Source organism: Pseudomonas alvandae (assembly GCF_019141525.1).
GTDB lineage: Bacteria > Pseudomonadota > Gammaproteobacteria > Pseudomonadales > Pseudomonadaceae > Aquipseudomonas > Aquipseudomonas alvandae.
Genome location: NZ_CP077080.1, coordinates 5,125,510 through 5,145,483, shown reverse-complemented (window position 1 = coordinate 5,145,483; position 19,974 = coordinate 5,125,510). Strand labels below are relative to the sequence as shown.

The window sequence follows — 19,974 nt, the reverse complement described above, 5'->3', positions numbered from 1 at the left end:
CCTTTTTCCGGAACGTGCCAATGGTCTTTGCGAAGGTTTCTCGGTTTTAATGACTGACGGCAAGCGCGATGGCCGCCGGGGGCCGGAAATCAAGGTGGATCGCCGAGATTTGCGTCCCGCACTTTGAACCCGACCCGTGCCCCGGTAAGATGCCGGACAGTTTTTTTCCACCTCGCTATTCAGGAAACCCGCCATGAGCATCAAATCGGACAAGTGGATTCGCCGCATGGCGCAAGAGCACGGCATGATCGAGCCTTTCGTCGAGCGCCAGATGCGTGGCGAAGGCGCCGACCGGCTGATTTCCTTCGGCGTTTCCAGCTACGGCTACGACGTGCGCTGCGCCGATGAATTCAAGGTGTTCACCAACATCAATTCCGCCACCGTCGACCCGAAGAATTTCGACGAGAAGAGCTTCGTCGACATCAAGAGCGATGTTTGCATCATTCCACCGAACTCCTTCGCCCTGGCTCGCACTGTCGAGTACTTCCGCATCCCGCGCAACGTATTGACCATCTGCCTGGGCAAAAGCACCTATGCCCGCTGCGGCATCATCGTCAACGTGACGCCGTTGGAACCTGAGTGGGAAGGCCATGTGACGCTGGAGTTCTCCAACACCACCACCCTGCCGGCGAAGATCTATGCCAACGAGGGTGTGGCGCAGATGCTGTTCCTCGAATCCGACGAGGAGTGCGAAGTGTCCTACAAGGATCGGGGTGGTAAATACCAGGGCCAGCGCGGCGTGACACTGCCGCGTACCTGATTCTGACGAGCTGTTGGAATTCCTGAGCGGGCAGGCACTCTATGAAGTGTACTGCCCGTTTTTTTGCGTCAGCCCCAATGGGCCTTCGCTCAGGAGTAGCTCTATGAAGATCGATCCGCGAATCAGTGCCGAACTGGCAAGGCTTGAGCCCAATCAGATCGGCGTCCTGGCTTGGTCACTGCTGGCCCATCCTGTCGAAGCGGCGGGTGGGATTCCCGGTGACCCCGATCCTGATCCCAACCCCACGGAACCCACCGAACCCGGTGAGCCGACGCTTCCGGACGAGCCACCTCCTGCTCCCGTAGCCTGATCCGAATATGGCCCGTCAGATGAAGCGCAAATGCTTCAACTGACGGGCCATATTTCGTTGTCGCCGATGACAAAGATCTTGCAATCGTTCCCTTGCTCGACCCGATAGCCTCCCGTGAACGCGCCAAAGGCCGGCAGCAGGCTGATGTCGCTGCCGAGGCGAAAGCACGGCAGGCGCAGCCGCTGCCGACCTTTGCCACTGAGATGGTAGACCGGGTGCACGTGGCCGGCCAGAACGTGCCGGCTCGAATGCGGGTGCGGTTCGTGTTGCACGGCGAAAGGACCCAGCAGCAGCGGCTCGGGGACGACGCGGATATTCAGGCCCGGCGGCGGGTCGCCGGCACGCTTGTCGTGATTGCCGCGTATGAGCGTCATGGCCAGGGACGGGTGTCGCGCACGCCAGTCCGCCAAGGCCCTTAAGGTTCCCGGTGCATGGGAGCCGGGCCCATGGAGAAAATCCCCAAGGAAAATCAGCAGTCGGCAGGGCAGGCTCGCCAGCAATGCATCGAGCGCCGCGATGTTGCTCGCTGTCGTGCCATGGGGAACCGGCTGGCCGAGGCTGCGGTACGCAGCGGCTTTGCCGAAATGTACATCCGCCACCATCAACGTTTCCTGGGCGGGCCAGTACAGGGCTTTTTGCGGGAGCAGCCAGAGCTCTTCCCCGGCGAGGTTGACGGGATAGGGCGCGGCCATCAGGCGGTCCCCCGATCGGCGGTTCTTTCCAGTTCGCTGACCATTCGGCGAATGCGGTCGGCGAGCTTTTCCGAACTCATGCTTTCGCGGAACCGCTCCACCAGCAATGGGAAACCCAGCGGGGTCGGGCGCTTGATGACATGCAGGTCGAGCTTCAAGGTATCGAGGCGTTCCAAGGTCTGCTCCAATCGGCGTATATCCAGTTCTTCGCGCAGGACTTCCTCGCCGGCCTGGGCCAGCAGCAGGTTGTCGGCGTCGTATTGCTTGAACACCTGGAAGAACAAGCCGCTGGACGCCTGGACTTGCCGAGTGCTCTTCGGCGCGCCGGGATAGCCGGCGAACACCAGCCCGGCGATCCGGGCGATCTCTCGGAAGCGGCGCAAGGCCAGTTCGCCGGCGTTCAGGCTGGCAAGGACGTCGTCCAGCAAGTGGTCGGTGCGCAACAGCGTCGGGTTCAGGTGTGCCGACCAATCCAGCTCGGTGGCGCTGAGCAATTCCAGGCCGTAGTCGTTGACCGCAATGGAAAACGTCACCGGTTGCCGTTGGCTGACGCGCCAGGCCAGCAAGCTGGCGAGTCCCAGGTGAACCTGGCGTCCGGCGAATGGATACAGGAACAAGTGCCAACCTTCCCGGGATTTGAGGGTTTCGGCCAGCAACGTGCCTTGCGTGGGCAAACCGGACCAGCGCAGTTGCGTGCTCAACATGGGCTGCGCCGCTTGCATTTCCGGGCCGTCGAAATGACCGGCGGCGGCTTCGCTCAGGCGCGCCACGACAGCTGCGGCGAGCTCGCTGGAAAGCGGCATGCGCCCACCGTTCCAGCGCGGTACGGCGGCTTTCTTCGCCTGGCTGCGCCGCACGTAGGCGGTCATGTCCTCCACCCGGACCAGCTCTAGCAGCCGGCCGGCAAACAGGAAACCATCGCCGGGCCGCAGGCGTGCGATGAAACCTTCTTCCACGCTGCCCAGGGTCTTGCCGCCACCGCCCTTGCTCCAGAACTTCAGTTGCAGGCTGGCGTCGCTGACGATGGTGCCGATGCTCATGCGATGACGCCTGGCCAGGCGGGCGTCGGGGACGCGCCAGATGCCGTGTTCGTCCGGTTCGACCCGTCGGTAGTCGGGGTAGGCCGTCAGCGACAACCCGCCGTGACGAACGAACGCCAGGGCCCAGGCCCATTCAGCCAGGTTCAGGTTGCGGTAGGCCCAGGCGCTACGGACCTCGTCGAACAGCTCATCGGGAGTGAAACCGCCGCCCAGGGCCATGCTGACCAGGTGCTGGACCAGGACATCCAAGGGTTTGTCGGGCGATTCCCGCGGTTCGATGCGTCGCTGTGCCGCGGCGTCCTGGGCAGCGGCAGCCTCGACGAGCTCCAGGCTATGGGTGGGCACCAGGGTTATCCGCGAGGTCCGTCCCGGCGCATGGCCGGAGCGCCCGGCGCGTTGCATCAGTCGCGCAACGCCTTTGGCCGAGCCGATCTGCATCACGCGTTCGACGGGAAGGAAATCCACGCCGAGGTCCAGGCTGGACGTGCACACGACGGCCTTGAGCTGGCCGTCCTTCAACGCTCGCTCCACCCAGTCGCGGGTATCACGGGACAACGAGCTGTGGTGCAGCGCAATCAGCCCGGCCCAATCCGGCCGCGCATCGAGAATGGCCTGGTACCAGATTTCCGATTGCGCGCGGGTGTTGGTGAAGACCAGGCAACTGCCGCTGGCGTCAATTTCGGCGACAACCTGAGGCAGCATTTTCAAGCCGATGTGCCCGGCCCATGGAAAGCGCTCGAGGGTCGGTGGCAACAGCGTATCGACCTGTAGGGCTTTGCCGTTGGCGCCCTGCACGCTGACCCCGTTGCCTTGCGGGATAAGGACTTGCTCGGCGTGTGCCTGATTACCCAAGGTCGCGGATACGCCCCACACAATCAGCCCGGGATGCCAGCGTCGCAGGCGCGCCAACGCCAATTGCAACTGGACGCCACGCTTGTTGCCGAGCAGTTCGTGCCATTCATCCACCACGACCATGCGCAGGGTCGAGACGGCGGTTTGCGCATCGGCACGGGCCAGCATCAGCGTCAGGCTTTCCGGTGTGGTGATCAGCGCAGTGGGCAGGCGCCGGCCTTGGCGGGCGCGCTCGCTGGCGCTGGTGTCGCCAGTGCGCAGGCCGACGCTCCATGGGATTTGCAACGGCGTGAGCGGCGCTTCGAGGGCTTTGGCGGTGTCGGCGGCCAAGGCCCGCATGGGCGTGATCCACAAGACCGTCAACGGCTCGGCCGGCGGTTTGCGTTTGCGCGGCTTATCCGGCGGCGGCACTGAGCGCGCGAAACGATTGAGGGCGGCAAACCAGACGGCGTAGGTCTTGCCGGCGCCGGTGCTGGCATGCAGCAGCCCCGACTCGCCGCGCTTGACGGCGGCCCACACGTGTTTTTGAAAAGCGAACGGCTTCCAGCCCCGGGCGTCGAACCACTGTTTCGCGAAGTTGCTGGATGTCGCCATGGGTGCCGTGCATGCCCTGAAAGTCCTTCTTCAGAGACCACGGCGGCGGGTGAAAGGTTTTATGGCTTGGTTGTGGCGGGCGCGCTGTTGTGGCGAGGGAGCTTGCTCCCGCTGGAGGCGCAGCCTCCCCAGCAGCGTGTCAGCCAAGGCCAGGGGGCCGCTTAGCAGCCCAGCGGGAGCAAGCTCCCCCGCCACAAAAGCAGTCTGTTATTTCAGGTTGCCGCTCAGGAACTGCTTGAGCCGTTCGCTGATGGGATTGCCCAGCACGTCTTCCGGCGCGCCTTCTTCTTCCACCAGGCCCTGGTGCAGGAACAGTACCTGGTTGGACACCTTGCGAGCGAAGCTCATTTCGTGGGTCACCATGATCATGGTCCGGCCTTCTTCGGCCAGGCCCTGGATGACCTTCAACACTTCGCCCACCAGTTCCGGGTCCAGGGCCGACGTCGGCTCGTCGAACAGCATGACTTCCGGCTCCATCGCCAATGCGCGGGCAATCGCGACGCGCTGTTGCTGGCCGCCGGAGAGGAACGCCGGGTATTGCTCGGCAACGCGGGCCGGCAGGCCGACCTTGTCGAGGTAGCGGCGGGCGCGGTCGTCGGCTTCCTGCTTGCTGACACCCAGCACCCGGCGCGGCGCCATGGTGATGTTTTCCAGCACGGTCATGTGGCTCCACAGGTTGAAGTGCTGGAACACCATGGCCAGGCGCGTGCGGATGCGCTGCAACTCGTCGGCGTCGGCCACACGCATGCCGTGGTGATCCTTGATCATCTGGATCGACTGGCCGTCCAGGCTCATGGCGCCGTCGTTGGGTTGTTCGAGGAAATTGATGCAACGCAGGAAGGTACTTTTGCCCGAGCCGCTGGCGCCGATCAGGCTGATCACGTCGCCGGTCCTGGCCTTGAGCGAAACCCCTTTGAGCACCTCATGCTGGCCGTAGCTCTTGTGCAGGCCTTCAATGGTCAGTTTGTACATGGAGCAGGCATCCTCAAGGCGAAAGTAGGTAACCACTGCGGTAGGCTTCGGTCCCGGCGACATGGGCGATGACCATGCCGGCAGTGGCCATGCGACGCAGCGAGCGGGCGTATAGCAGCCCGGCATTACGGCAATGGACGGGGGTGACGGTGTCGTTGACCGGGTCGATGATCTCGGCGATCAGTTGCCCGGCCTCCATGTACTCGCCGGGCAGGGCGCTGTACACCAGCAGGCCGCCGACCGGCGTCGCCACCGGTTCGACGGCGGCCAACGGCGTGGCTGGGTAGGGCAGGTCGGGCAACGGCACCGGTTCGCCGTCGATGGCGCCGAAGCGGATCAGGTATTCGATCAAGGCCTGGCAGTCGAGGCTCGCCAGGCCATGGTTGACGTCACCCTGGCCGCGCAATTCGACGGTGACCGAAAAGCTTCCCAGGGGGATTTCGAATCGTTCTCCAAAACGCTCCTTGAGTTGCCACCAGAGCAGTGTGAAACACTCATCGAAGGATTGGCCGCCCGAGTCGGTGGCCAACAGGCTGGCCTCGGCACCGATGTAGCGTGCCAGCGGCTCGACCTGGGGCCAGGCTTCGGGCGTGGTGTAGAGGTGGGCCACGGCTTCGAAGTCGCAATGCAAGTCGAGCACCATGTCGGCGTCGCAGGCCAGTCGTTGCAGGACCAGGCGCTGGGATTGCAGTTGAGTGCCGGCGGTCTGCCGACTCAGGGCATCACGCAGGCTGGTGCGGATGAGCAACAGGTTGTGCTGCGGATCGTCGGTGAGCAGCTCTTCGATTTCGTTACCGATCTCTTCGCTCAGGTCGACGAAGCGGCGATTGAAATTCTGCCCACTCTCCAGTTCGTAGCGGCCCAGGGGCACATCCATCAATACCTGTTCAAGGCCGATGGGGTTGGCGACAGGCACCAGCACGATTTCGTACCGCAGGTGGCCGGACGCCTCGAGTTCGGCCAGGCGCTGCTTGAGGTGCCAGGCCACGAGCATGCCGGGCAGCTCATCGGCGTGCAGGGACGACTGGATATAGATTTTGCCCTCGGCTTTTTCCGGGCCGAAGTGGAAGCTGTGGATCTTGCGTGCGGTCCCCGGCAGCGGGGCCAGCAGGTCATGGATCTGGTGGCGCATTTACGTGTATGTCCTGGAACGGAAGCCTTAGTGGGTTGGGCCGAGAAAGGCCAGCCAGCGGCGTTCGGCGAGACGGAAGAGGCCCACCAGTGCAAACGTGACGGTCAGGTAGATCAACGCGGCGATCCCGAACGACTGGAACGTCAGGAATGTGGCCGAGTTGGCGTCTCGCGCGACTTTCAGTACATCGGGAACGGTAGCGGTGAACGCCACGGTCGTCGAGTGCAGCATCAGAATCACTTCGTTGCTGTAATACGGCAGTGAACGACGCAGGGCCGACGGCATGATCACGTAGGCGTAGAGCTTCCAGCCGGTCAAGCCGTAAGCCTTGGCCGCTTCGACCTCGCCATGGTTCATGCTGCGGATTGCCCCGGCAAAAATCTCCGTGGTGTACGCGCAAGTGTTCAAGGCGAAGGCCAGGATCGTGCAGTTCATCGCGTCGCGAAAGAAACTGTCGAGCACGGGTTGGGCGCGTACCGCCTCGATGCTGTAGATGCCGGTGTAGCAGATCAGCAGTTGGATGTAGAGCGGCGTGCCACGGAACAGGTAGGTATAGAACTGCACGGGCCAGCGGACGTAGAACTTGGATGAAACCCGGGCGATGGACAGCGGGATCGACACCACGAAGCCGATCAGCAACGAAGCGCTGAGCAGCCACAGGGTCATCGCCAGGCCCGTGATGTGGACGCCGTCGCTGTAGAGGAACGGTCGCCAGTATTCCTGCAGGAGTTCGATCATCGCACGGCCTCCCGGGCTCCGGCGGCGTAGCGGCGTTCGAGCCAGCGCAGGATGACATTGGATGCGCTGGTGATCAGCAGGTAGATCAACGCTGCCAGCACCAGGAAGTAGAACAGCTGGTAGGTGCTCTTGCCCGCGTCCTGTGCCGCCTTGACCAGGTCGGCCAGGCCGATGATCGACACCAGTGCGGTGGCCTTGAGCATCACCATCCAATTGTTGCCGATGCCCGGCAGGGCAAAGCGCATCATTTGCGGGAACACCACGTAGCGGAAACGCTGGCCACGCTTGAGGCCATAAGCCGTGGCCGCTTCGACCTGCCCGCGAGGCACCGCGAGGATCGCGCCGCGAAAGGTTTCGGTGAAGTACGCGCCATAAATGAAGCCCAGGGTGATGACCCCAGCGCCGAATGGGTTGATCTCGATGTATTCCCATTCCATGAAATCAGTAAAAGAAGTCAGCCAGGTTTGCAGGCTGTAGAAGATCAGCAGCATCAGCACCAGGTCGGGTACGCCGCGAATCAGCGTGGTGTAGAGCTGGGCTGGAATACGCAGCAGCTTGACGCTGGACAACTTGGCGCTGGCGCCCAGCAGGCCGAGCAAGACGCTTAACAGCAAGGACAGGGCAGAGAGCTTGATCGTCATCCAGGTGCCTTGCATCAGCAGCGGGCCGAAGCCCTGCAGGCTGAAGGCCGAGAGCCCCAGATTTTGTAGGAGTTGTTCGAACATGGAAGGTGCCTTTGGCAGAAAAAAAGTGCCCACCCGAAACCGGGTGGGCACCGCACATTATTTGCCGCTGTACAGATTCAGATCGCCAAAGTGTTTTTTCTGGATTTCGGCGTACTTGCCGTCGTCGTGTAACGCTTTGATACCTTTATCCAAAAGTGCCTTCAGCTCTTTGTTACCTTTCTTGATACCGATAGCGGTCTTGGATGGCAGCAGTTCGCTGTCCACCGGCTTGCTGACTTCATAGCCTTCGCCTTTTGGCGATTTCAGGAAGCCCAGTTCGGCCTGGAGCATGTCCTGGATCGCGGCGTCGAGGCGGCCGGAGGTCAGGTCGGCGTAGACCTGGTCCTGGTTCTGGTAGGCCTGGGTCTTGACGCCGGCCTTGTCCAGCACGGCCTTGGCGTAGGCTTCCTGGATGGTGCCTTGCTCGTAGCCGACGGTCTTGCCCTTGAGCGAGGCAACATCTTCGCTCAGGCCCGAACCTTTCTTGAATACATAAGCCGTTGGGCCGGAGAACAGCTCGCTGGAGAAGTCGATGGCTTTTTCGCGGGCTGGGGTCACCGTCATGGACGAGATCACGCCGTCGAATTTATTGGCCTTGAGGCCCGGGATCATGCCGTCGAAATCGCTTTCGACCCATTTGCATTTGACCTTCAGTTCTTCGCAGATCGCGTTGCCCAGGTCGATGTCGAAACCGACCAGGCTGCCGTCGGCGGCCTTGGATTCGAACGGGGCGTAGGACGGGTCGACACCAAAACGCAGTTCCTTGTATTCCTTGGCCGTGGCAGCGCCAGCAGCCATGCACAATGCCAGTGCAGAAAGGGTCAGCAGTGCTTTTTTCATTATCGAGTCCCTAAAACCAATTTGAGCGCTTGTGGCGCGTTGGATTGTTACCGGTGAAGGTCTGAACGGTATGACGGCATAAAGGTAGCAATTTCCGAACCATAGTGCCGAACAAGTGTTTTAAAAGCACTGGCGGCGGGTGACGGAACGCGATGGTGCGCGAGGGGGAGCGTACATCAAAAAGCGCACCGGGATGGAGCGTGCTGTTCGTTGGCTCTGCGCTTTTGTGGCGAGGGAGCTTGCTCCCGCTGGAGGCGCAGCCTCCCCACGCGGTGTGGCATACAGAACCAGAGGGCCGCTTCGCGCTGGAGCGCCAGCCCGGCCCAGCGGGAGCAAGCTCCCTCGCCACAAAGGGAGCGGTGTTATTTCAGCAGGTCCTGAAGTGTTGCCAGGGTGTCGGCCTCTTCGACGGTTTTATCCTGGCGCCAACGCAACATCCGTGGAAAGCGCACCGCGATCCCGCTCTTGTGGCGCTTGGACAAGGCGATGCCTTCGAAGCCCAATTCGAACACCAGGGTCGGCGTGACGCTGCTAACCGGGCCGAATTTTTCTACCGTGGTCTTGCGCACGATGCTGTCGACCTGGCGCATTTCCGCATCGGTCAGCCCTGAATAGGCCTTGGCGAACGGCACCAGGGTGCGCTCACGACTGCCCGGCGGGTTGTCCCACACGGCGAAGGTGTAGTCGCTGTACAGGCTGGCGCGTCGGCCATGGCCGCGTTGGGCATAGATCAATACCGCATCGACGCTGAACGGGTCGATTTTCCACTTCCACCACACCCCCATGTCTTTGGTCCGGCCCACCCCATACAGGGCGTTACGGGCCTTGAGCATCATGCCTTCGACGCCCAGGCTACGGGAGGCTTCGCGCTGGTGGGCGAGGTCGAGCCAGTCCCGGCCGGTCACGACGGGCGACGGCAACAACACCGGGCTGTGGCAGCGGGCGACCAGGGTTTCCAACTGCTCGCGGCGCTCGGCCTGGGGCCGGCTGCGCCAGTCCTCGCCTTGCCATTCCAGCAGGTCGTAGGCCATCACCACCACGGGGGCGTCTTCAAGGATTTTCTTGCCCAGGGTCTTGCGACCGATACGTTGCTGCAACAAGGCGAAGGGCTGCACCGCCGGTTGTAGCGGCGCCTCCGGGTCGAAGGCGTCCTCGGTGACTGATTGCGGGGCTTTCCAGACCACGATTTCGCCATCGATCACCGTACCGTCGGGCAACGCCTGGGCCAGGGGATGCAATTCCGGAAAGCGTTCAGTCACCAAGTCCTCGCCTCGCGACCACACCCACAAATGTCCGTCGCGCTTGATCACCTGGGCGCGGATCCCGTCCCATTTCCATTCCACCTGCCAATCACTGGCCGGCCCCAGCAGTGAGTCGAATTGATCCACTGGCGCAGACAACGCATGGGCCAGGAAGAACGGATAAGGCTGGCCGCCGCGCTGGGCATGTTCGTCAGCGGATTCGATAGCGATCAGCTTGAGATAGCTGGCCGCTGTCGGTCGATGGGACAAATCGGTGTAGCCCACCAGCCGCTGAGCCACCCGTTTGCTGTCCAGGCCGGCCATGGCGGCGAGCGCCCGGGTCACCAACAGCTTGGACACGCCGACGCGGAAACTGCCGGTGATGAGTTTGATGCACAGCATCAGGCTTGGTCGGTCAAGCTGCGACCATAGCACCGGCAGTCGTTCGGCCAGTACTTCAGGCGACTCGCCGCGTAACGGCAGCAGCTTTTCTTCGATCCACCGCGCCAGGCCTTCGTCGGAACTGTGGGGCGACTCCGGCAACACCAGCGAGATGGTTTCGGCCAGGTCGCCCACGGCCTGGTAACTTTCCTCGAACAGCCACAACGACAAGCCGGACACCTGGACCGCCACCTCCCGAAGGATTTTCACTGGCACCAATTGCCGTGGCCGGCCGCCGGACAGGAAATACACCGCCCAGGCGGCGTCCTCGGCTGGCGCCTTGGCGAAATAATTCTGCATGGCGGCCAGCTTGGCGTTGCTGGAAGTGGTGGCGTCCAGTTCGGCGTACAGCTCGGCAAAGGCTTTCATGAAGCCTCCTCACCTGTGCCGACCGCCGAGGCGGCGTCTTCTTCATCGTCGCCGTACTCCGTGGTGAAGCCTTGGGCGTCGAGGCCTTGCTCGCGCAGGTGGCGCACCAGCACGGCAACCGACCCATGGGTCAGCATGACCCGCTCCGCACCGGTCTGTTCAATCGCCCAGAGCAGGCCTGGCCAGTCGGCGTGGTCGGACAATACGAAGCCCCGGTCCACGCCACGGCGCCGACGCGTACCGCGCAAGCGCATCCAGCCGCTGGCAAACGCATCGCTGTAATCGCCGAACCGACGCATCCAGGTGCTGCCGCCGGCGGAGGGCGGGGCGATGACCAGGGCCTGGCCCATGATCGGATCGTTCTTTTTGACGTCGCCGGCGTAGAGCGTTGGCGGCAAATGCACCCCGGCTTCGCGATAGACCCGGTTTAGCGGCTCCACCGCACCGTGGGCGAGGATCGGCCCGAGGCTTGCGTCGATGCCATGGAGAATTCGCTGGGCCTTGCCGAAGGAATAGCAGAGCAACACGCTGGCCCGGCCAGCGGCAATGTTTTCGCGCCACCACTGGTTGATCTCATCGAAGACCTGTGCCTGGGGTTGCCAGCGATAGATCGGCAGGCCGAAGGTGGATTCGGTAATGAACGTATGACATTTCACTGGTTCGAACGGCGCACAGGTGCCGTCGGGCTCGACCTTGTAGTCGCCGGACGCCACCCACACTTCGCCTTGATACTCCAGCCGCACCTGGGCTGAGCCCAGCACATGGCCTGCAGGGTGAAAGCTCAAGGTGACGCCGTGATGTTGCAGGCGCTCGCCGTAGGGCAGGATTTGCAGATTGATGTCCTGGCCCAGTCGGGAGCGCAGGATGCCTTCGCCGGGTGCCGCTGCCAGGTAGTGCTGGTTGCCGCCGCGCGCATGGTCACCGTGGGCGTGGGTAATGACCGAACGTTCCACTGGGCGCCAGGGATCGATGTAGAAATCTCCCGGCGGACAATACAGGCCTTCGGGGCGGGCAATGACAAGATCCATGCGGTTACCGGGGCGATGGGCTTGTCTGGTAGAGGTGGGGGCGAGGGGAGAAGTTCGATCGGGTTTGGGGCGAGAGTACAGTTGAAAAGTACGTGGACAGAGTATTGATCCTGGTTCACCAAGTTCTGGTGGCGAGGGAGCTTGCTCCCGCTCGGCTGCGCAGCAGTCGCAAAAAGGGGGCCGCTACGCGACCCAGCGGGAGCAAGCTCCCTCGCCACGATGATCAGGGTCGGCTTACTTGCCGGGCACCAACGTCAACCGTGTCTTGCCATACGCCCGGTCGAAGTTCTGCGGTTGCAACGGCACGCTCTGGTATTGCCCCTTAATCCACGGATCAACACCGTTCAGGTAGCTCGGGCTGGCCGGGTTGCCCGACTGGCCTGCGCCGCCCTGGAGCGTCAATGGCTCGGGTTGGCTGAAGTCAACGAGAAAACGCGTGGCCGGCGCCACGGTCGTGTTGAAGTCCTGGCCCCAGGCGAACGCGGCAGTGTTGAGCGTGGTGGCGTCACCACCCGCCGCCAGCGGCCCCCGTACGACCTGGCCGCTGGCATTTGTCCACTCATAACGATGCAGTTTGCCCCACTGCCAGGCGGTGTGATCGCTGCCCAACTGGCTGTCGCCGATGCTGATGGCCGCCGCGAGGCTACGGGCCAGGATCGCCGCCTTGTCTTCTTTCTGCGGCGTGCGGACGTCGTCCCAGAATGGGCTGTCCTCGCGACCGAGCAGATGATCGGCCTGCGCCGAGTAGGACAACTGGCCGTTGGCAACCAGCGCTTTCCACGCCGGGCTGCTTTCCGGACCCAATTCGTCGAGGAAAACCTGCTTCATGCTTTCTTGCAGGAACAGCTCATAGATCGCCGCGTCGGTGGAAACCGGACTGAGCCTGCCGTCGAACGCCATCAGCCGGGTATAGGCCTCGCGAGCCTTGGCCCGGTCCGCCACCGGCAGGGCTTCGATCGCCTGTTTCAGCGGCTGGGCCATGCCCGGGGCTTCGAAGGTTTTCTTGAGTTTGGCCGCGAAGGTCGTGGTCTGGTCATATTGCATGGCGCTCAGGCTGCGAACGTCGTGCTTGCCCGCACCGGCCAGTTCGGCGAGGCGCTCGCCACGCTCCGGCGTCGCCCAGGAATTGGACAACTGCATGCCGTAGCCGTGAGGGATGACGCGCTGGTTGGCGGTGCCAAGCCACCCCTGGGCTGGATCCTGGTCGTACGGGTGCAGCATTGGGTCGGCATAGCCGTCCCAATCATAGCGCCCGTCCCAACCCGGCGACGGCAGCAGGCCCTCGCCTTCGCGACGGTTCGGATAACGGCCGGTGACTTGCCAGCCAATGTTGCGCGCGTCGGCAAACACCATGTTCACCGCCAGCGCGCGGATTTCCCGGCTGGCATCCGAGGCTTTCTCGACGTTTTTCGAGCGCGACAGATCAAAGAGCGCGTCCAGGGTCTTGTCGTCGGTGAAACTCGGCAGTTGCAAGGCCAGCCCCAGGCCGTTGGCCATGGCCGGACCCTGGGCACTGTTGAGCAGGGACCCGTGGCGGGTTTCATAGACGGCTTCGCGAATAGACCGTTGGCCCTTGATGAAATAGGTTTCGTTGCGCACGGCTACCGGCTGCCATTTGCCATTGACTTCGTAGGACAGGCCGTTACCTTGGCGTCGGATTTTTTCCAGGAACAGATCCTGGTTGTCACCAAGAACGCTGCTCATGCTCCACGCCACGTTACCGTTGAAACCCGCCAGGATGAGCGGAATACCTGCTATGGATAGCCCGGCCGCCTGATACTTGGGCGCGCGGATCTGCACCGGGCTCCAGAGCGACGGCATGCCCAGCGGACCATGACTGTCACTGGCCAACAGGCTTTTGCCATTGCGACTGCGTTGTGGGGCGATGGCCCAGTTGCTTGAAAACGCTGAGCCCATCAGATTCAGATCGGCCAACTGGGCGCCAGCCTTGCTGATTTCAGCCAGGCCTGGAACCTGGCCGTTGAGCCGGACACCTTGAAGCTTCTCGCCTTCCGCCTGCGGCAAGGGTTCATCCGGGTAGGACGGGCTCAGCCAGGCCAGTTTGTCGTTGGTCACGCCCTGGGCCAGCACCAAGGTCGAGATTTCTTCCGGCAAGTTGGCCGATTGGCTGAAATTCAGCAGGCAGAACAGCAGCGCCGAGTCTTCCGGTTTCCAGTATTCAGGCTTGTAGCCAGTGGCAGCCAGGTCCGAGGGCAGCTTGTCGCGATAGCGGAACAGGTAGGCGTTGACGCCCCGCGCATAGACTTCAAAGAAACGCTTGATGCGTGGCGATGATGCCTTGTACAGCTCGTCGGCACTTTTCTTCAGGTTCACCGCACGCATGTAGCGGTCGATATCCAACCGTTCGGCACCGGACATTTCCGCCAATCGGCCCTGGGCAAGCAGGCGCAGGGTGGCCATTTGCGTGATCCGGTCGCTGGCATGGACATAGCCGAGGGCGAACAGGGCGTCGTGGAAGCTGTTGCTCTCGATCAGCGGCATGCCCGTGGCGTTGCGCCGAACCGAGACATTTTGCGCCAGCCCCTTGAGCGGTTGTACGCCGGTGGTGGGCGGGACAGTGTCCTGGGTATTCCAGGCCTGGCAACCGCTCAAGCCGAGCACGCTGGCCACTGCTGCGGCAACGCCGAGCTTGGGGATGAAGGAAATCGAGGCTGGCGAGGCCATGGCAAAGCTCCTGCGGGAGGGGGTGGCACAATAAAGGCGCTACGTTAGTGAGCAGGAGGAGGGCGCGCAAGCCGGTGGTGGGGTTATTTGTTGATTTGGCGATGAAAGCCCGGAATGGCCTGTGACTTCACGGGACGATTGATGACTTGCTTGTATGAAAAGGTGATGTTCAAGTGTTGGAAAACCCAACGATTGAGCATGAGAAAACCGGCATGGAGCTAAGAGAAAACGCAGCGCTTGTCCTCATTGACCAACAAAAAGGCATCCTCCACCCCAAGCTCGGCCCTCGCAACAATCCCGAAGCGGAGTTGCGTATGTTGGAATTGCTTGCCCGCTGGCGAGATTCGGCGCGGCCAGTCGTCCACGTCCATCACCTTTCCCGCTCCGAGGATTCGGTTTTCTGGCCTGGGCAATCTGGCGTGGAGGTCCAGGAGCGGTTCGAGCCGATAGCTGGGGAGCGATTGATTCAGAAGCAAGTGCCGGATTCCTTTTGCGGCACGACCCTGGAGGCAGATTTGCGCGGTGCCGGAATCGGACAGTTAGTGATCGTTGGCGTGGCGACGAACAACTCGGTGGAGTCCACCGCTCGCACGGCGGGCAATCTGGGATTCGACACCTGGGTGGCCGAAGATGCCTGTTTCACTTTCGACAAGGCCGATTACTTTGGCATTGCCCGTTCGGCTGCCGAGGTGCACGCAATGTCATTGGCGAATCTGCACGGGGAATACGCGACGGTGGTAAGTGTGGAGCGGATCTTGCGGGCGGGCTGAAACGTGGGTATTGGATGTTCCGGCCTCATCGCGAGCAAGCTCGCTCCCACTGGTTCTGTGACGTTCACAAATCCCTGTGGGAGCGAGCTTGCTCGCGATGGCGGTCTGACAGACTAAAAATCTTCAGTTCGGAGCATCAAGCCCCGTGGCACTTCTTGAATTTCTTGCCATTGCCACATGGGCAAGGGTCGTTGCGGCCGACGTCCTTCAGGGCGTTGCGCACGGGTTCCTGGTGGGCGTGGCCGCAGTTCGGGCCGTGGACGTGGCCATGGTCGTGATGGTGGTCATGGTCGTGATCGTGATTGCAATCAGGGCCGTGGACGTGGGGTTGTTGGGTCATCGGGGTTACTCCGCAATAAAATCGGCGGCGATTATCACGCCATTGCGCTCCAGGTGCACGTAGTCGGCGATGAATAAACCGGTTTCCAGCTCCCCCTCCAGGCGATAGGGGATCTGTTGTCGTGGTTTTTCCAACAATTTCACCACTTCCCGGACTTGCGGCCACAGGTTGGTACGGATCGGCACCTTGAAATAGGCGCTGTGCCGCGGAGTCACGGTGAACCAATGCTCATGCTCTCCTTCGGTCAGCAAGAGATCGCCCAGGTGGATCCGATAAGTCAGGCCGCGCACGGTGAGGTCGCTGTCGCCGGGATTGTCGACGCGAAAGTGCAGCATGAACTTCTGCTCCAGCAGTCGTGCCCGCACCACCTCGACCTTGACCAGATGCACTTGCGGTTCAGGCGCCTCCTCACCTCGCCAGGACGCGCAACCGCCGAGCCCGACGAACAACAGCAGGCAAGTGATGCGGAGCAAGCGTGATGTCTGGGTCATGTCCGTACCTCGGGTTTATCCCCAGTCTAGTCCCCCTGGCCTGAGGATGAGCGTCGGACGTTTCCGAAATCAGCGATTGAAATAGCCGGCGCAGCACTTCTTGAATTTATGCCCGCTGCCGCACGGGCAACTGTCGTTGCGGCCAGTCTTGACCGGCACGGTGGGGTCGATGAAGTACCATCGCCCGCCGTTCTGCACGAACGAAGACTGCTCCCGATGGCTGTGCTCGCCCTGGCTGTCGTGCCAGCGAGCGGTAAACGTGACGAAGGCATGTTCGGGTTGACCACCGAATACCTCGCTGCTTTCCACTTCCAGCCCCAGCCAGGTGCTGCTGGCACTCCATTCGCCGATAGCTTGGCGATCGAGGCCATCCTGCTGGGCCGGGAGCGTGGTGCCGACAAGGTAATCCACCAGGCCCAACACATAGGCGCTGTAGCGCGAGCGCATCAAGGCTTCGGCACAAGGCGCCGGATGACCGTCGTGGTAATGGCCACAGCAGGCGTCCAGCGCGTTGCCGCTGCCGCAGGGGCAAATGGTTGTGTGCAGGCTTGTATCCACAGCTACCACCAGTATTTTCCAAAATTTTCAGGGTTGGCCCAGAAGCGTGAGTTGAGCCAGTCGGGCACCTGTTTGTATTCAAGCAGATCGTAGGTGAACAGGGTCAGCACCTGGTCCTCGCGCTGAAAGCGCTCGCTGGCCTGCAGGGCCAGGGAAAAAAAATCCGTCTCTTGCCAGCCACAGGCGTTGAGATCTGCCAGCACCGCGATCCGGCTGGCGTTGAGATTGCGAATGCCGCCCAGCAGGTTCAGACCGTCGCGCTTGGGCAAATGCTCCAGACAATCGAGCGCCAAGGCCAGGTCAAAACGCTGCGCCGCCACGTCCGCCGGCAATGCGCCGGGGCCGGCGTGGACCACTTCGGTTGTGGGATGGGCCTGCTGGAACGCCTCCAGGGCAGGAAAACTGCTGGCGCCGATCAACAACAGCCTTTGCGGGGCGTAACGGTCAAGCACGGAGGCCAGTGCTTGCTGGGGCGTGCGCGAAGAGATGGCTACGGTCATCGAAGTTCCTCAATCAGAACCGCCACGATAGCGTGCGCTGGGATCACGGCCTAGAGCGGTTGTCATTAAAACTCATCGAAGCGCCGCAAACACGGACCCAAACCGGATATGGCCGGTTGCTGGCGCAGATCGGCAGTCGGGTCTTTACTCCCCTGAATCGGCGCAAAAGCCGATCCTTCAAGGAGAAAACCCGATGAGCATAGTTCGGACAGCGTTACCCCTGGTGCTGCTAACCAGTGTGTTGACTGGTTGCGCAGGTTTGCAGAAAACCGACTGGCCGACCTGTGCGGCCGTCGGGGGGGCAATTGGTGCGGGATTAGGCGCCATAGAAAGCACTTCGTGGGCTGGCGGCGGCGCTTTGTACGTAGGCGGCATGGCGGCGGCTTATTGCTGGGTGCATGGCGACGGCGACGAGGACGGCGATGGTGTCCCGGACAGCCGCGACAAGTGCCCAGGCACGCCGAAGGGCGTGCAAGTCGATGCCGACGGCTGCCCACCGCCCGCTCCGGCGCCAATGGCCGAGGAGCCTGTGGTGGTCAAGGAAGAAACCATCGTGGTTCGCGATGTGCACTTCGAATTCAACAAGGCCACGCTGACGCCGGCAGACAAGGACGTGCTCAGCACCATCGCGACCCGGTTGAAGCAGGAAAGCTCCACCGCGCAACTGCGCGTGACTGGCCACACCGACAGCGTTGGCAGCGATGCCTACAACCAGAAGCTGTCGGAAAAACGGGCCAATTCAGTGGTTCAATACCTGGTCGACAGCGGTGTGCCTCGCGCCAGTTTCGTCTCCGTGGCGGGCGCCGGGGAAAGCCAGCCGGTCGCGGATAACAAAACCGCCGATGGACGCGCGATGAACCGCCGTACCGAAATCAAGATAAACCGCTGAAACCCTTGTCATCCGCGGCTTGTACAGTCGCGGATGCGGGTCTTTACTCCTGTGTGACCGGTATGGGCCGGTGACACAGGAGCATTCATCATGAAGGTTCTCATCAGGGTTGCCTTACCGGTACTGCTGGCCAGCGGTCTGTTGTCCGGTTGCGCCACTCACAGCGACGGCAGCGCACCTCTCAACCAGCGCACCTGGCCGATCTGCAGTTTGATCGGTGGGCTGGTCGGCGGCGGGCTGGGCGCCATCGAAAGCAGCGGCTGGGCCGCTGGCGGCGCGGCGTTGGGTCTGCTCGGCGGCGGCTTGATCTGTTACGCCCAGGATGGCGATGAAGACGGCGACGGTGTATTCGATCGCCGCGACCGCTGTCCCGATACACCGGCCGACACGCCTGTCGAACACCATGGTTGCCCGCTGCCGCAATATCCGGCCAGCGCCCCACCGGTCGAACCGCAAGCGCCGGCCAGTGAAGTCATTACCCTTAATGACGCAGGCAAGGTGCTGTTTGATTTTGATAGATCCGATCTCACGGCGGCAGCGCGAAGTCAGCTCGATGGGCTGATGGGCAAGCTGAGCCATGCCAATGTCGCCAGCATCCGCGTGGTCGGCCATACCGACAGCGTCGGTACCGATGCCTATAACGAAGGGCTGTCCGAGCGTCGGGCCAGCAGCGTCGTGGAATATTTGCTGACCCAGGGCCTGGCTCCGGAAAAACTCACCAGCGAGGGCAAGGGCGAAAGCGAACCGGTGGCCGACAACGAGACCGAGGAAGGGCGCGCCCAGAACCGTCGCGTGGAGTTGCATATTCAGCGTTGAGTCCATGGATTGCGTTGACACAGCACCGCCGAGTCGTGATGCGAGCGACTCGGCGGACGCCGGTCGACGCCAGGATTAAATTTGTCCCGCCCTCTGGCTTATCCAGCGCGCAAGCCGTTAATGTGCGCCAAACAATAATGTCCGTCGGAGGGCCATATGAAGGTGTTTTGGGGGCTGGGGCGTTTACTGACGCTGCTGTTCTGGCTGGTGGTGCTGGTTAACCTGATCATGCCATTCGTCCATCCGCTGCATCTGTTGGTCAATTTCGCCGGTGCGTTTCTACTGGTTCTCCATGTGCTTGAACTGCTGTGGTTCAGGGCCAGCTTTCGTGGCCGTCCCGCCCCTGGTCGTGATCGCCTCCGAGTGTTGATGTTCGGCATCTTCCACCTGCAAACCCTTCCGACCGCGCCAGAGGCTTCCCATGCGTAAATTGTGTCTGCTTGCAGCATTTGTGTGCCCAATGGCGAGCGCTCAAGTGGTCCAGGTCGAAAGCAACTCATTGGTGCGCCTGCCCAACACCACCAGTTCGCTGACGCTGGAGCGCTTGGACGTCGCTGATTTCGGCACGTTGCTCGTGCCCTCGAACGTTACGGAACTGTCCGTCGGACAATTGCACCTGGGGCGCGAGGCGCGGATTGCGATCGTGCCGGCGCAACAGGCGTTGGAATTGAAAGTGGCCCAGGCCGAATTGGCCGAGGGAAGCCAGATCGCGGCTCGCGGCGCGCCGGGCACCTATACGAAGGCGGCGCGGCCGGGGCGCAATCTCAATTTGCGCTTCAATGCGTTGAACGCGCCCCTGCTGTCGGTGGACGCGCGGGGTGGAACGGGGGCGCCAGGTTACGTGGGCCTGGACGGCGCCAACGGACAGGCGCCAGGGTGCACCTGGGGGTCGGCTGGCCGCGGTGCCGACGGCAGCAATGGCGGTGATGGCCAGCCGGGCGCGGCCGGCGCGCTGGTTCGACTTGAGTTGCCCCGGGCCTACCCGGACGAGCAAATCAAGGTGACGGTGGACGGTGGCGCCGGTGGCCCGGCCGGTCACGGTGGCAAACCCGGCGCAGGCGGCAAGGCCAAGGGTTGCCTGGTCTATACCGCCGACGGCGGCAAGAGCGGTCGCCCTGGCGCCGATGGCCAGCCTGGGCCCGCTGGAGCGGCGGGGGCGGTGACGGTGCAGCGGTTCTAAAGAAACATCCT

21 protein-coding genes are annotated in these 19,974 nt (G+C 62.4%); 7 read left to right on the top strand and 14 right to left on the bottom strand.

What is annotated here, in order from left to right; translation table 11 throughout:
* The first annotated feature begins 193 nt into the window (after nt 1-193).
* On the top strand, nt 194-760 hold the full coding sequence (gene dcd, locus KSS97_RS22785) for a dCTP deaminase (RefSeq protein ID WP_017126297.1): 567 nt from the start codon (nt 194-196) through the stop codon (nt 758-760).
* Nucleotides 761-863: 103 nt separating this feature from the next.
* Nucleotides 864-1,070 (top strand): hypothetical protein, encoded by a 207-nt coding sequence (locus tag KSS97_RS22780; protein ID WP_030139418.1) that lies wholly within the window; start codon nt 864-866, stop codon nt 1,068-1,070.
* Between the two features lie 35 nt (nt 1,071-1,105).
* Here KSS97_RS22780 and pdeM read toward each other — a convergent pair whose 3' ends face one another.
* From pdeM to KSS97_RS22730, 10 genes are all read right to left on the bottom strand, one after another.
* Nucleotides 1,106-1,762 carry a ligase-associated DNA damage response endonuclease PdeM gene (gene pdeM, locus KSS97_RS22775; protein WP_030139417.1) on the bottom strand — a complete coding sequence of 219 codons (657 nt, stop codon included), beginning with the start codon at nt 1,760-1,762 and terminating at the stop codon, nt 1,106-1,108.
* Nucleotides 1,762-4,248 (bottom strand): ligase-associated DNA damage response DEXH box helicase, encoded by a 2,487-nt coding sequence (locus tag KSS97_RS22770; protein ID WP_030139416.1) that lies wholly within the window; start codon nt 4,246-4,248, stop codon nt 1,762-1,764. The genes pdeM and KSS97_RS22770 overlap by 1 nt, the downstream gene beginning before the upstream one ends.
* Before the next feature lie 207 nt (nt 4,249-4,455).
* Nucleotides 4,456-5,220, bottom strand: coding sequence for an ABC transporter ATP-binding protein (locus KSS97_RS22765; protein WP_030139415.1), 765 nt, complete (start codon nt 5,218-5,220; stop codon nt 4,456-4,458).
* Between the two features lie 13 nt (nt 5,221-5,233).
* On the bottom strand, nt 5,234-6,352 hold the full coding sequence (locus KSS97_RS22760; RefSeq protein ID WP_030139414.1) for a succinylglutamate desuccinylase/aspartoacylase family protein: 1,119 nt from the start codon (nt 6,350-6,352) through the stop codon (nt 5,234-5,236).
* A 27-nt stretch (nt 6,353-6,379) separates the two neighbouring features.
* Nucleotides 6,380-7,090, bottom strand: coding sequence for an ABC transporter permease (locus KSS97_RS22755; protein ID WP_198797661.1), 711 nt, complete (start codon nt 7,088-7,090; stop codon nt 6,380-6,382).
* Nucleotides 7,087-7,815, bottom strand: a complete 729-nt coding sequence (locus tag KSS97_RS22750; RefSeq protein ID WP_198797662.1) for an ABC transporter permease — start codon at nt 7,813-7,815, stop codon at nt 7,087-7,089. The genes KSS97_RS22755 and KSS97_RS22750 overlap by 4 nt, the downstream gene beginning before the upstream one ends.
* Before the next feature lie 57 nt (nt 7,816-7,872).
* Nucleotides 7,873-8,655, bottom strand: a complete 783-nt coding sequence (locus KSS97_RS22745) for a transporter substrate-binding domain-containing protein (protein WP_198797663.1) — start codon at nt 8,653-8,655, stop codon at nt 7,873-7,875.
* Between the two features lie 362 nt (nt 8,656-9,017).
* Entirely contained in the window at nt 9,018-10,706 is a 1,689-nt protein-coding gene (locus KSS97_RS22740) for an ATP-dependent DNA ligase (RefSeq protein ID WP_030139410.1), read from the bottom strand.
* On the bottom strand, nt 10,703-11,734 hold the full coding sequence (locus KSS97_RS22735; RefSeq protein WP_217860209.1) for a ligase-associated DNA damage response exonuclease: 1,032 nt from the start codon (nt 11,732-11,734) through the stop codon (nt 10,703-10,705). The genes KSS97_RS22740 and KSS97_RS22735 overlap by 4 nt, the downstream gene beginning before the upstream one ends.
* Before the next feature lie 234 nt (nt 11,735-11,968).
* Complete coding sequence (locus KSS97_RS22730) at nt 11,969-14,419, bottom strand: penicillin acylase family protein (RefSeq protein WP_217860208.1); 2,451 nt, start codon at nt 14,417-14,419, stop codon at nt 11,969-11,971.
* 212 nt (nt 14,420-14,631) lie between these two features.
* Here KSS97_RS22730 and KSS97_RS22725 point away from each other — a divergent pair, with 212 nt between their 5' ends.
* Nucleotides 14,632-15,189 carry a cysteine hydrolase family protein gene (locus tag KSS97_RS22725; RefSeq protein WP_030139407.1) on the top strand — a complete coding sequence of 186 codons (558 nt, stop codon included), beginning with the start codon at nt 14,632-14,634 and terminating at the stop codon, nt 15,187-15,189.
* 136 nt (nt 15,190-15,325) lie between these two features.
* Here the strand turns inward: KSS97_RS22725 and KSS97_RS22720 are convergent, their stop codons facing one another.
* From KSS97_RS22720 to KSS97_RS22705, 4 genes are all read right to left on the bottom strand, one after another.
* A complete protein-coding gene (locus KSS97_RS22720; RefSeq protein ID WP_030139406.1) occupies nt 15,326-15,529 on the bottom strand; it encodes an SEC-C metal-binding domain-containing protein in 204 nt (67 codons plus the stop codon).
* A gap of 5 nt (nt 15,530-15,534) precedes the next feature.
* Nucleotides 15,535-16,020: an LEA/WHy family protein gene (locus KSS97_RS22715; protein ID WP_030139405.1), complete on the bottom strand. Its 486-nt coding sequence runs from the start codon at nt 16,018-16,020 to the stop codon at nt 15,535-15,537.
* A gap of 69 nt (nt 16,021-16,089) precedes the next feature.
* Nucleotides 16,090-16,566, bottom strand: a complete 477-nt coding sequence (locus KSS97_RS22710) for a YchJ family protein (protein ID WP_217862087.1) — start codon at nt 16,564-16,566, stop codon at nt 16,090-16,092.
* 14 nt (nt 16,567-16,580) lie between these two features.
* The gene (locus KSS97_RS22705) at nt 16,581-17,078 is read right to left on the bottom strand and encodes a DUF6231 family protein (protein WP_030139403.1); all 498 of its coding nucleotides are present in this window, start codon (nt 17,076-17,078) and stop codon (nt 16,581-16,583) included.
* Nucleotides 17,079-17,271: 193 nt separating this feature from the next.
* Between KSS97_RS22705 and KSS97_RS22700 the strand changes: the two genes are divergently transcribed.
* The 4 genes from KSS97_RS22700 to KSS97_RS22685 all read left to right on the top strand — a co-directional run bounded on the left by KSS97_RS22700 (nt 17,272) and on the right by KSS97_RS22685 (nt 19,963).
* The gene (locus KSS97_RS22700) at nt 17,272-17,967 is read left to right on the top strand and encodes a PA1041 family peptidoglycan-binding anchor lipoprotein (protein ID WP_030139402.1); all 696 of its coding nucleotides are present in this window, start codon (nt 17,272-17,274) and stop codon (nt 17,965-17,967) included.
* Between the two features lie 90 nt (nt 17,968-18,057).
* Complete coding sequence (locus tag KSS97_RS22695; protein WP_030139401.1) at nt 18,058-18,783, top strand: PA1041 family peptidoglycan-binding anchor lipoprotein; 726 nt, start codon at nt 18,058-18,060, stop codon at nt 18,781-18,783.
* 156 nt (nt 18,784-18,939) lie between these two features.
* Entirely contained in the window at nt 18,940-19,212 is a 273-nt protein-coding gene (locus KSS97_RS22690) for a DUF1145 domain-containing protein (RefSeq protein WP_030139400.1), read from the top strand.
* On the top strand, nt 19,205-19,963 hold the full coding sequence (locus KSS97_RS22685; protein ID WP_217860207.1) for a collagen-like protein: 759 nt from the start codon (nt 19,205-19,207) through the stop codon (nt 19,961-19,963). The genes KSS97_RS22690 and KSS97_RS22685 overlap by 8 nt, the downstream gene beginning before the upstream one ends.
* Nucleotides 19,964-19,974 lie beyond the last annotated feature (11 nt).

What these genes read in the sequence shown, in the direction of transcription:
- dcd (WP_017126297.1), top strand. Translation starts at nt 194, where the DNA reads ATGAGCATCAAATCGGACAAGTGGATTCGCCGCATGGCGCAAGAGCAC.
- KSS97_RS22780 (WP_030139418.1), top strand. Translation starts at nt 864, where the DNA reads ATGAAGATCGATCCGCGAATCAGTGCCGAACTGGCAAGGCTTGAGCCC.
- pdeM (WP_030139417.1), bottom strand. Translation starts at nt 1,762, where the DNA reads ATGGCCGCGCCCTATCCCGTCAACCTCGCCGGGGAAGAGCTCTGGCTG.
- KSS97_RS22770 (WP_030139416.1), bottom strand. Translation starts at nt 4,248, where the DNA reads ATGGCGACATCCAGCAACTTCGCGAAACAGTGGTTCGACGCCCGGGGC.
- KSS97_RS22765 (WP_030139415.1), bottom strand. Translation starts at nt 5,220, where the DNA reads ATGTACAAACTGACCATTGAAGGCCTGCACAAGAGCTACGGCCAGCAT.
- KSS97_RS22760 (WP_030139414.1), bottom strand. Translation starts at nt 6,352, where the DNA reads ATGCGCCACCAGATCCATGACCTGCTGGCCCCGCTGCCGGGGACCGCA.
- KSS97_RS22755 (WP_198797661.1), bottom strand. Translation starts at nt 7,090, where the DNA reads ATGATCGAACTCCTGCAGGAATACTGGCGACCGTTCCTCTACAGCGAC.
- KSS97_RS22750 (WP_198797662.1), bottom strand. Translation starts at nt 7,815, where the DNA reads ATGTTCGAACAACTCCTACAAAATCTGGGGCTCTCGGCCTTCAGCCTG.
- KSS97_RS22745 (WP_198797663.1), bottom strand. Translation starts at nt 8,655, where the DNA reads ATGAAAAAAGCACTGCTGACCCTTTCTGCACTGGCATTGTGCATGGCT.
- KSS97_RS22740 (WP_030139410.1), bottom strand. Translation starts at nt 10,706, where the DNA reads ATGAAAGCCTTTGCCGAGCTGTACGCCGAACTGGACGCCACCACTTCC.
- KSS97_RS22735 (WP_217860209.1), bottom strand. Translation starts at nt 11,734, where the DNA reads ATGGATCTTGTCATTGCCCGCCCCGAAGGCCTGTATTGTCCGCCGGGA.
- KSS97_RS22730 (WP_217860208.1), bottom strand. Translation starts at nt 14,419, where the DNA reads ATGGCCTCGCCAGCCTCGATTTCCTTCATCCCCAAGCTCGGCGTTGCC.
- KSS97_RS22725 (WP_030139407.1), top strand. Translation starts at nt 14,632, where the DNA reads ATGGAGCTAAGAGAAAACGCAGCGCTTGTCCTCATTGACCAACAAAAA.
- KSS97_RS22720 (WP_030139406.1), bottom strand. Translation starts at nt 15,529, where the DNA reads ATGACCCAACAACCCCACGTCCACGGCCCTGATTGCAATCACGATCAC.
- KSS97_RS22715 (WP_030139405.1), bottom strand. Translation starts at nt 16,020, where the DNA reads ATGACCCAGACATCACGCTTGCTCCGCATCACTTGCCTGCTGTTGTTC.
- KSS97_RS22705 (WP_030139403.1), bottom strand. Translation starts at nt 17,078, where the DNA reads ATGACCGTAGCCATCTCTTCGCGCACGCCCCAGCAAGCACTGGCCTCC.
- KSS97_RS22700 (WP_030139402.1), top strand. Translation starts at nt 17,272, where the DNA reads ATGAGCATAGTTCGGACAGCGTTACCCCTGGTGCTGCTAACCAGTGTG.
- KSS97_RS22695 (WP_030139401.1), top strand. Translation starts at nt 18,058, where the DNA reads ATGAAGGTTCTCATCAGGGTTGCCTTACCGGTACTGCTGGCCAGCGGT.
- KSS97_RS22690 (WP_030139400.1), top strand. Translation starts at nt 18,940, where the DNA reads ATGAAGGTGTTTTGGGGGCTGGGGCGTTTACTGACGCTGCTGTTCTGG.
- KSS97_RS22685 (WP_217860207.1), top strand. Translation starts at nt 19,205, where the DNA reads ATGCGTAAATTGTGTCTGCTTGCAGCATTTGTGTGCCCAATGGCGAGC.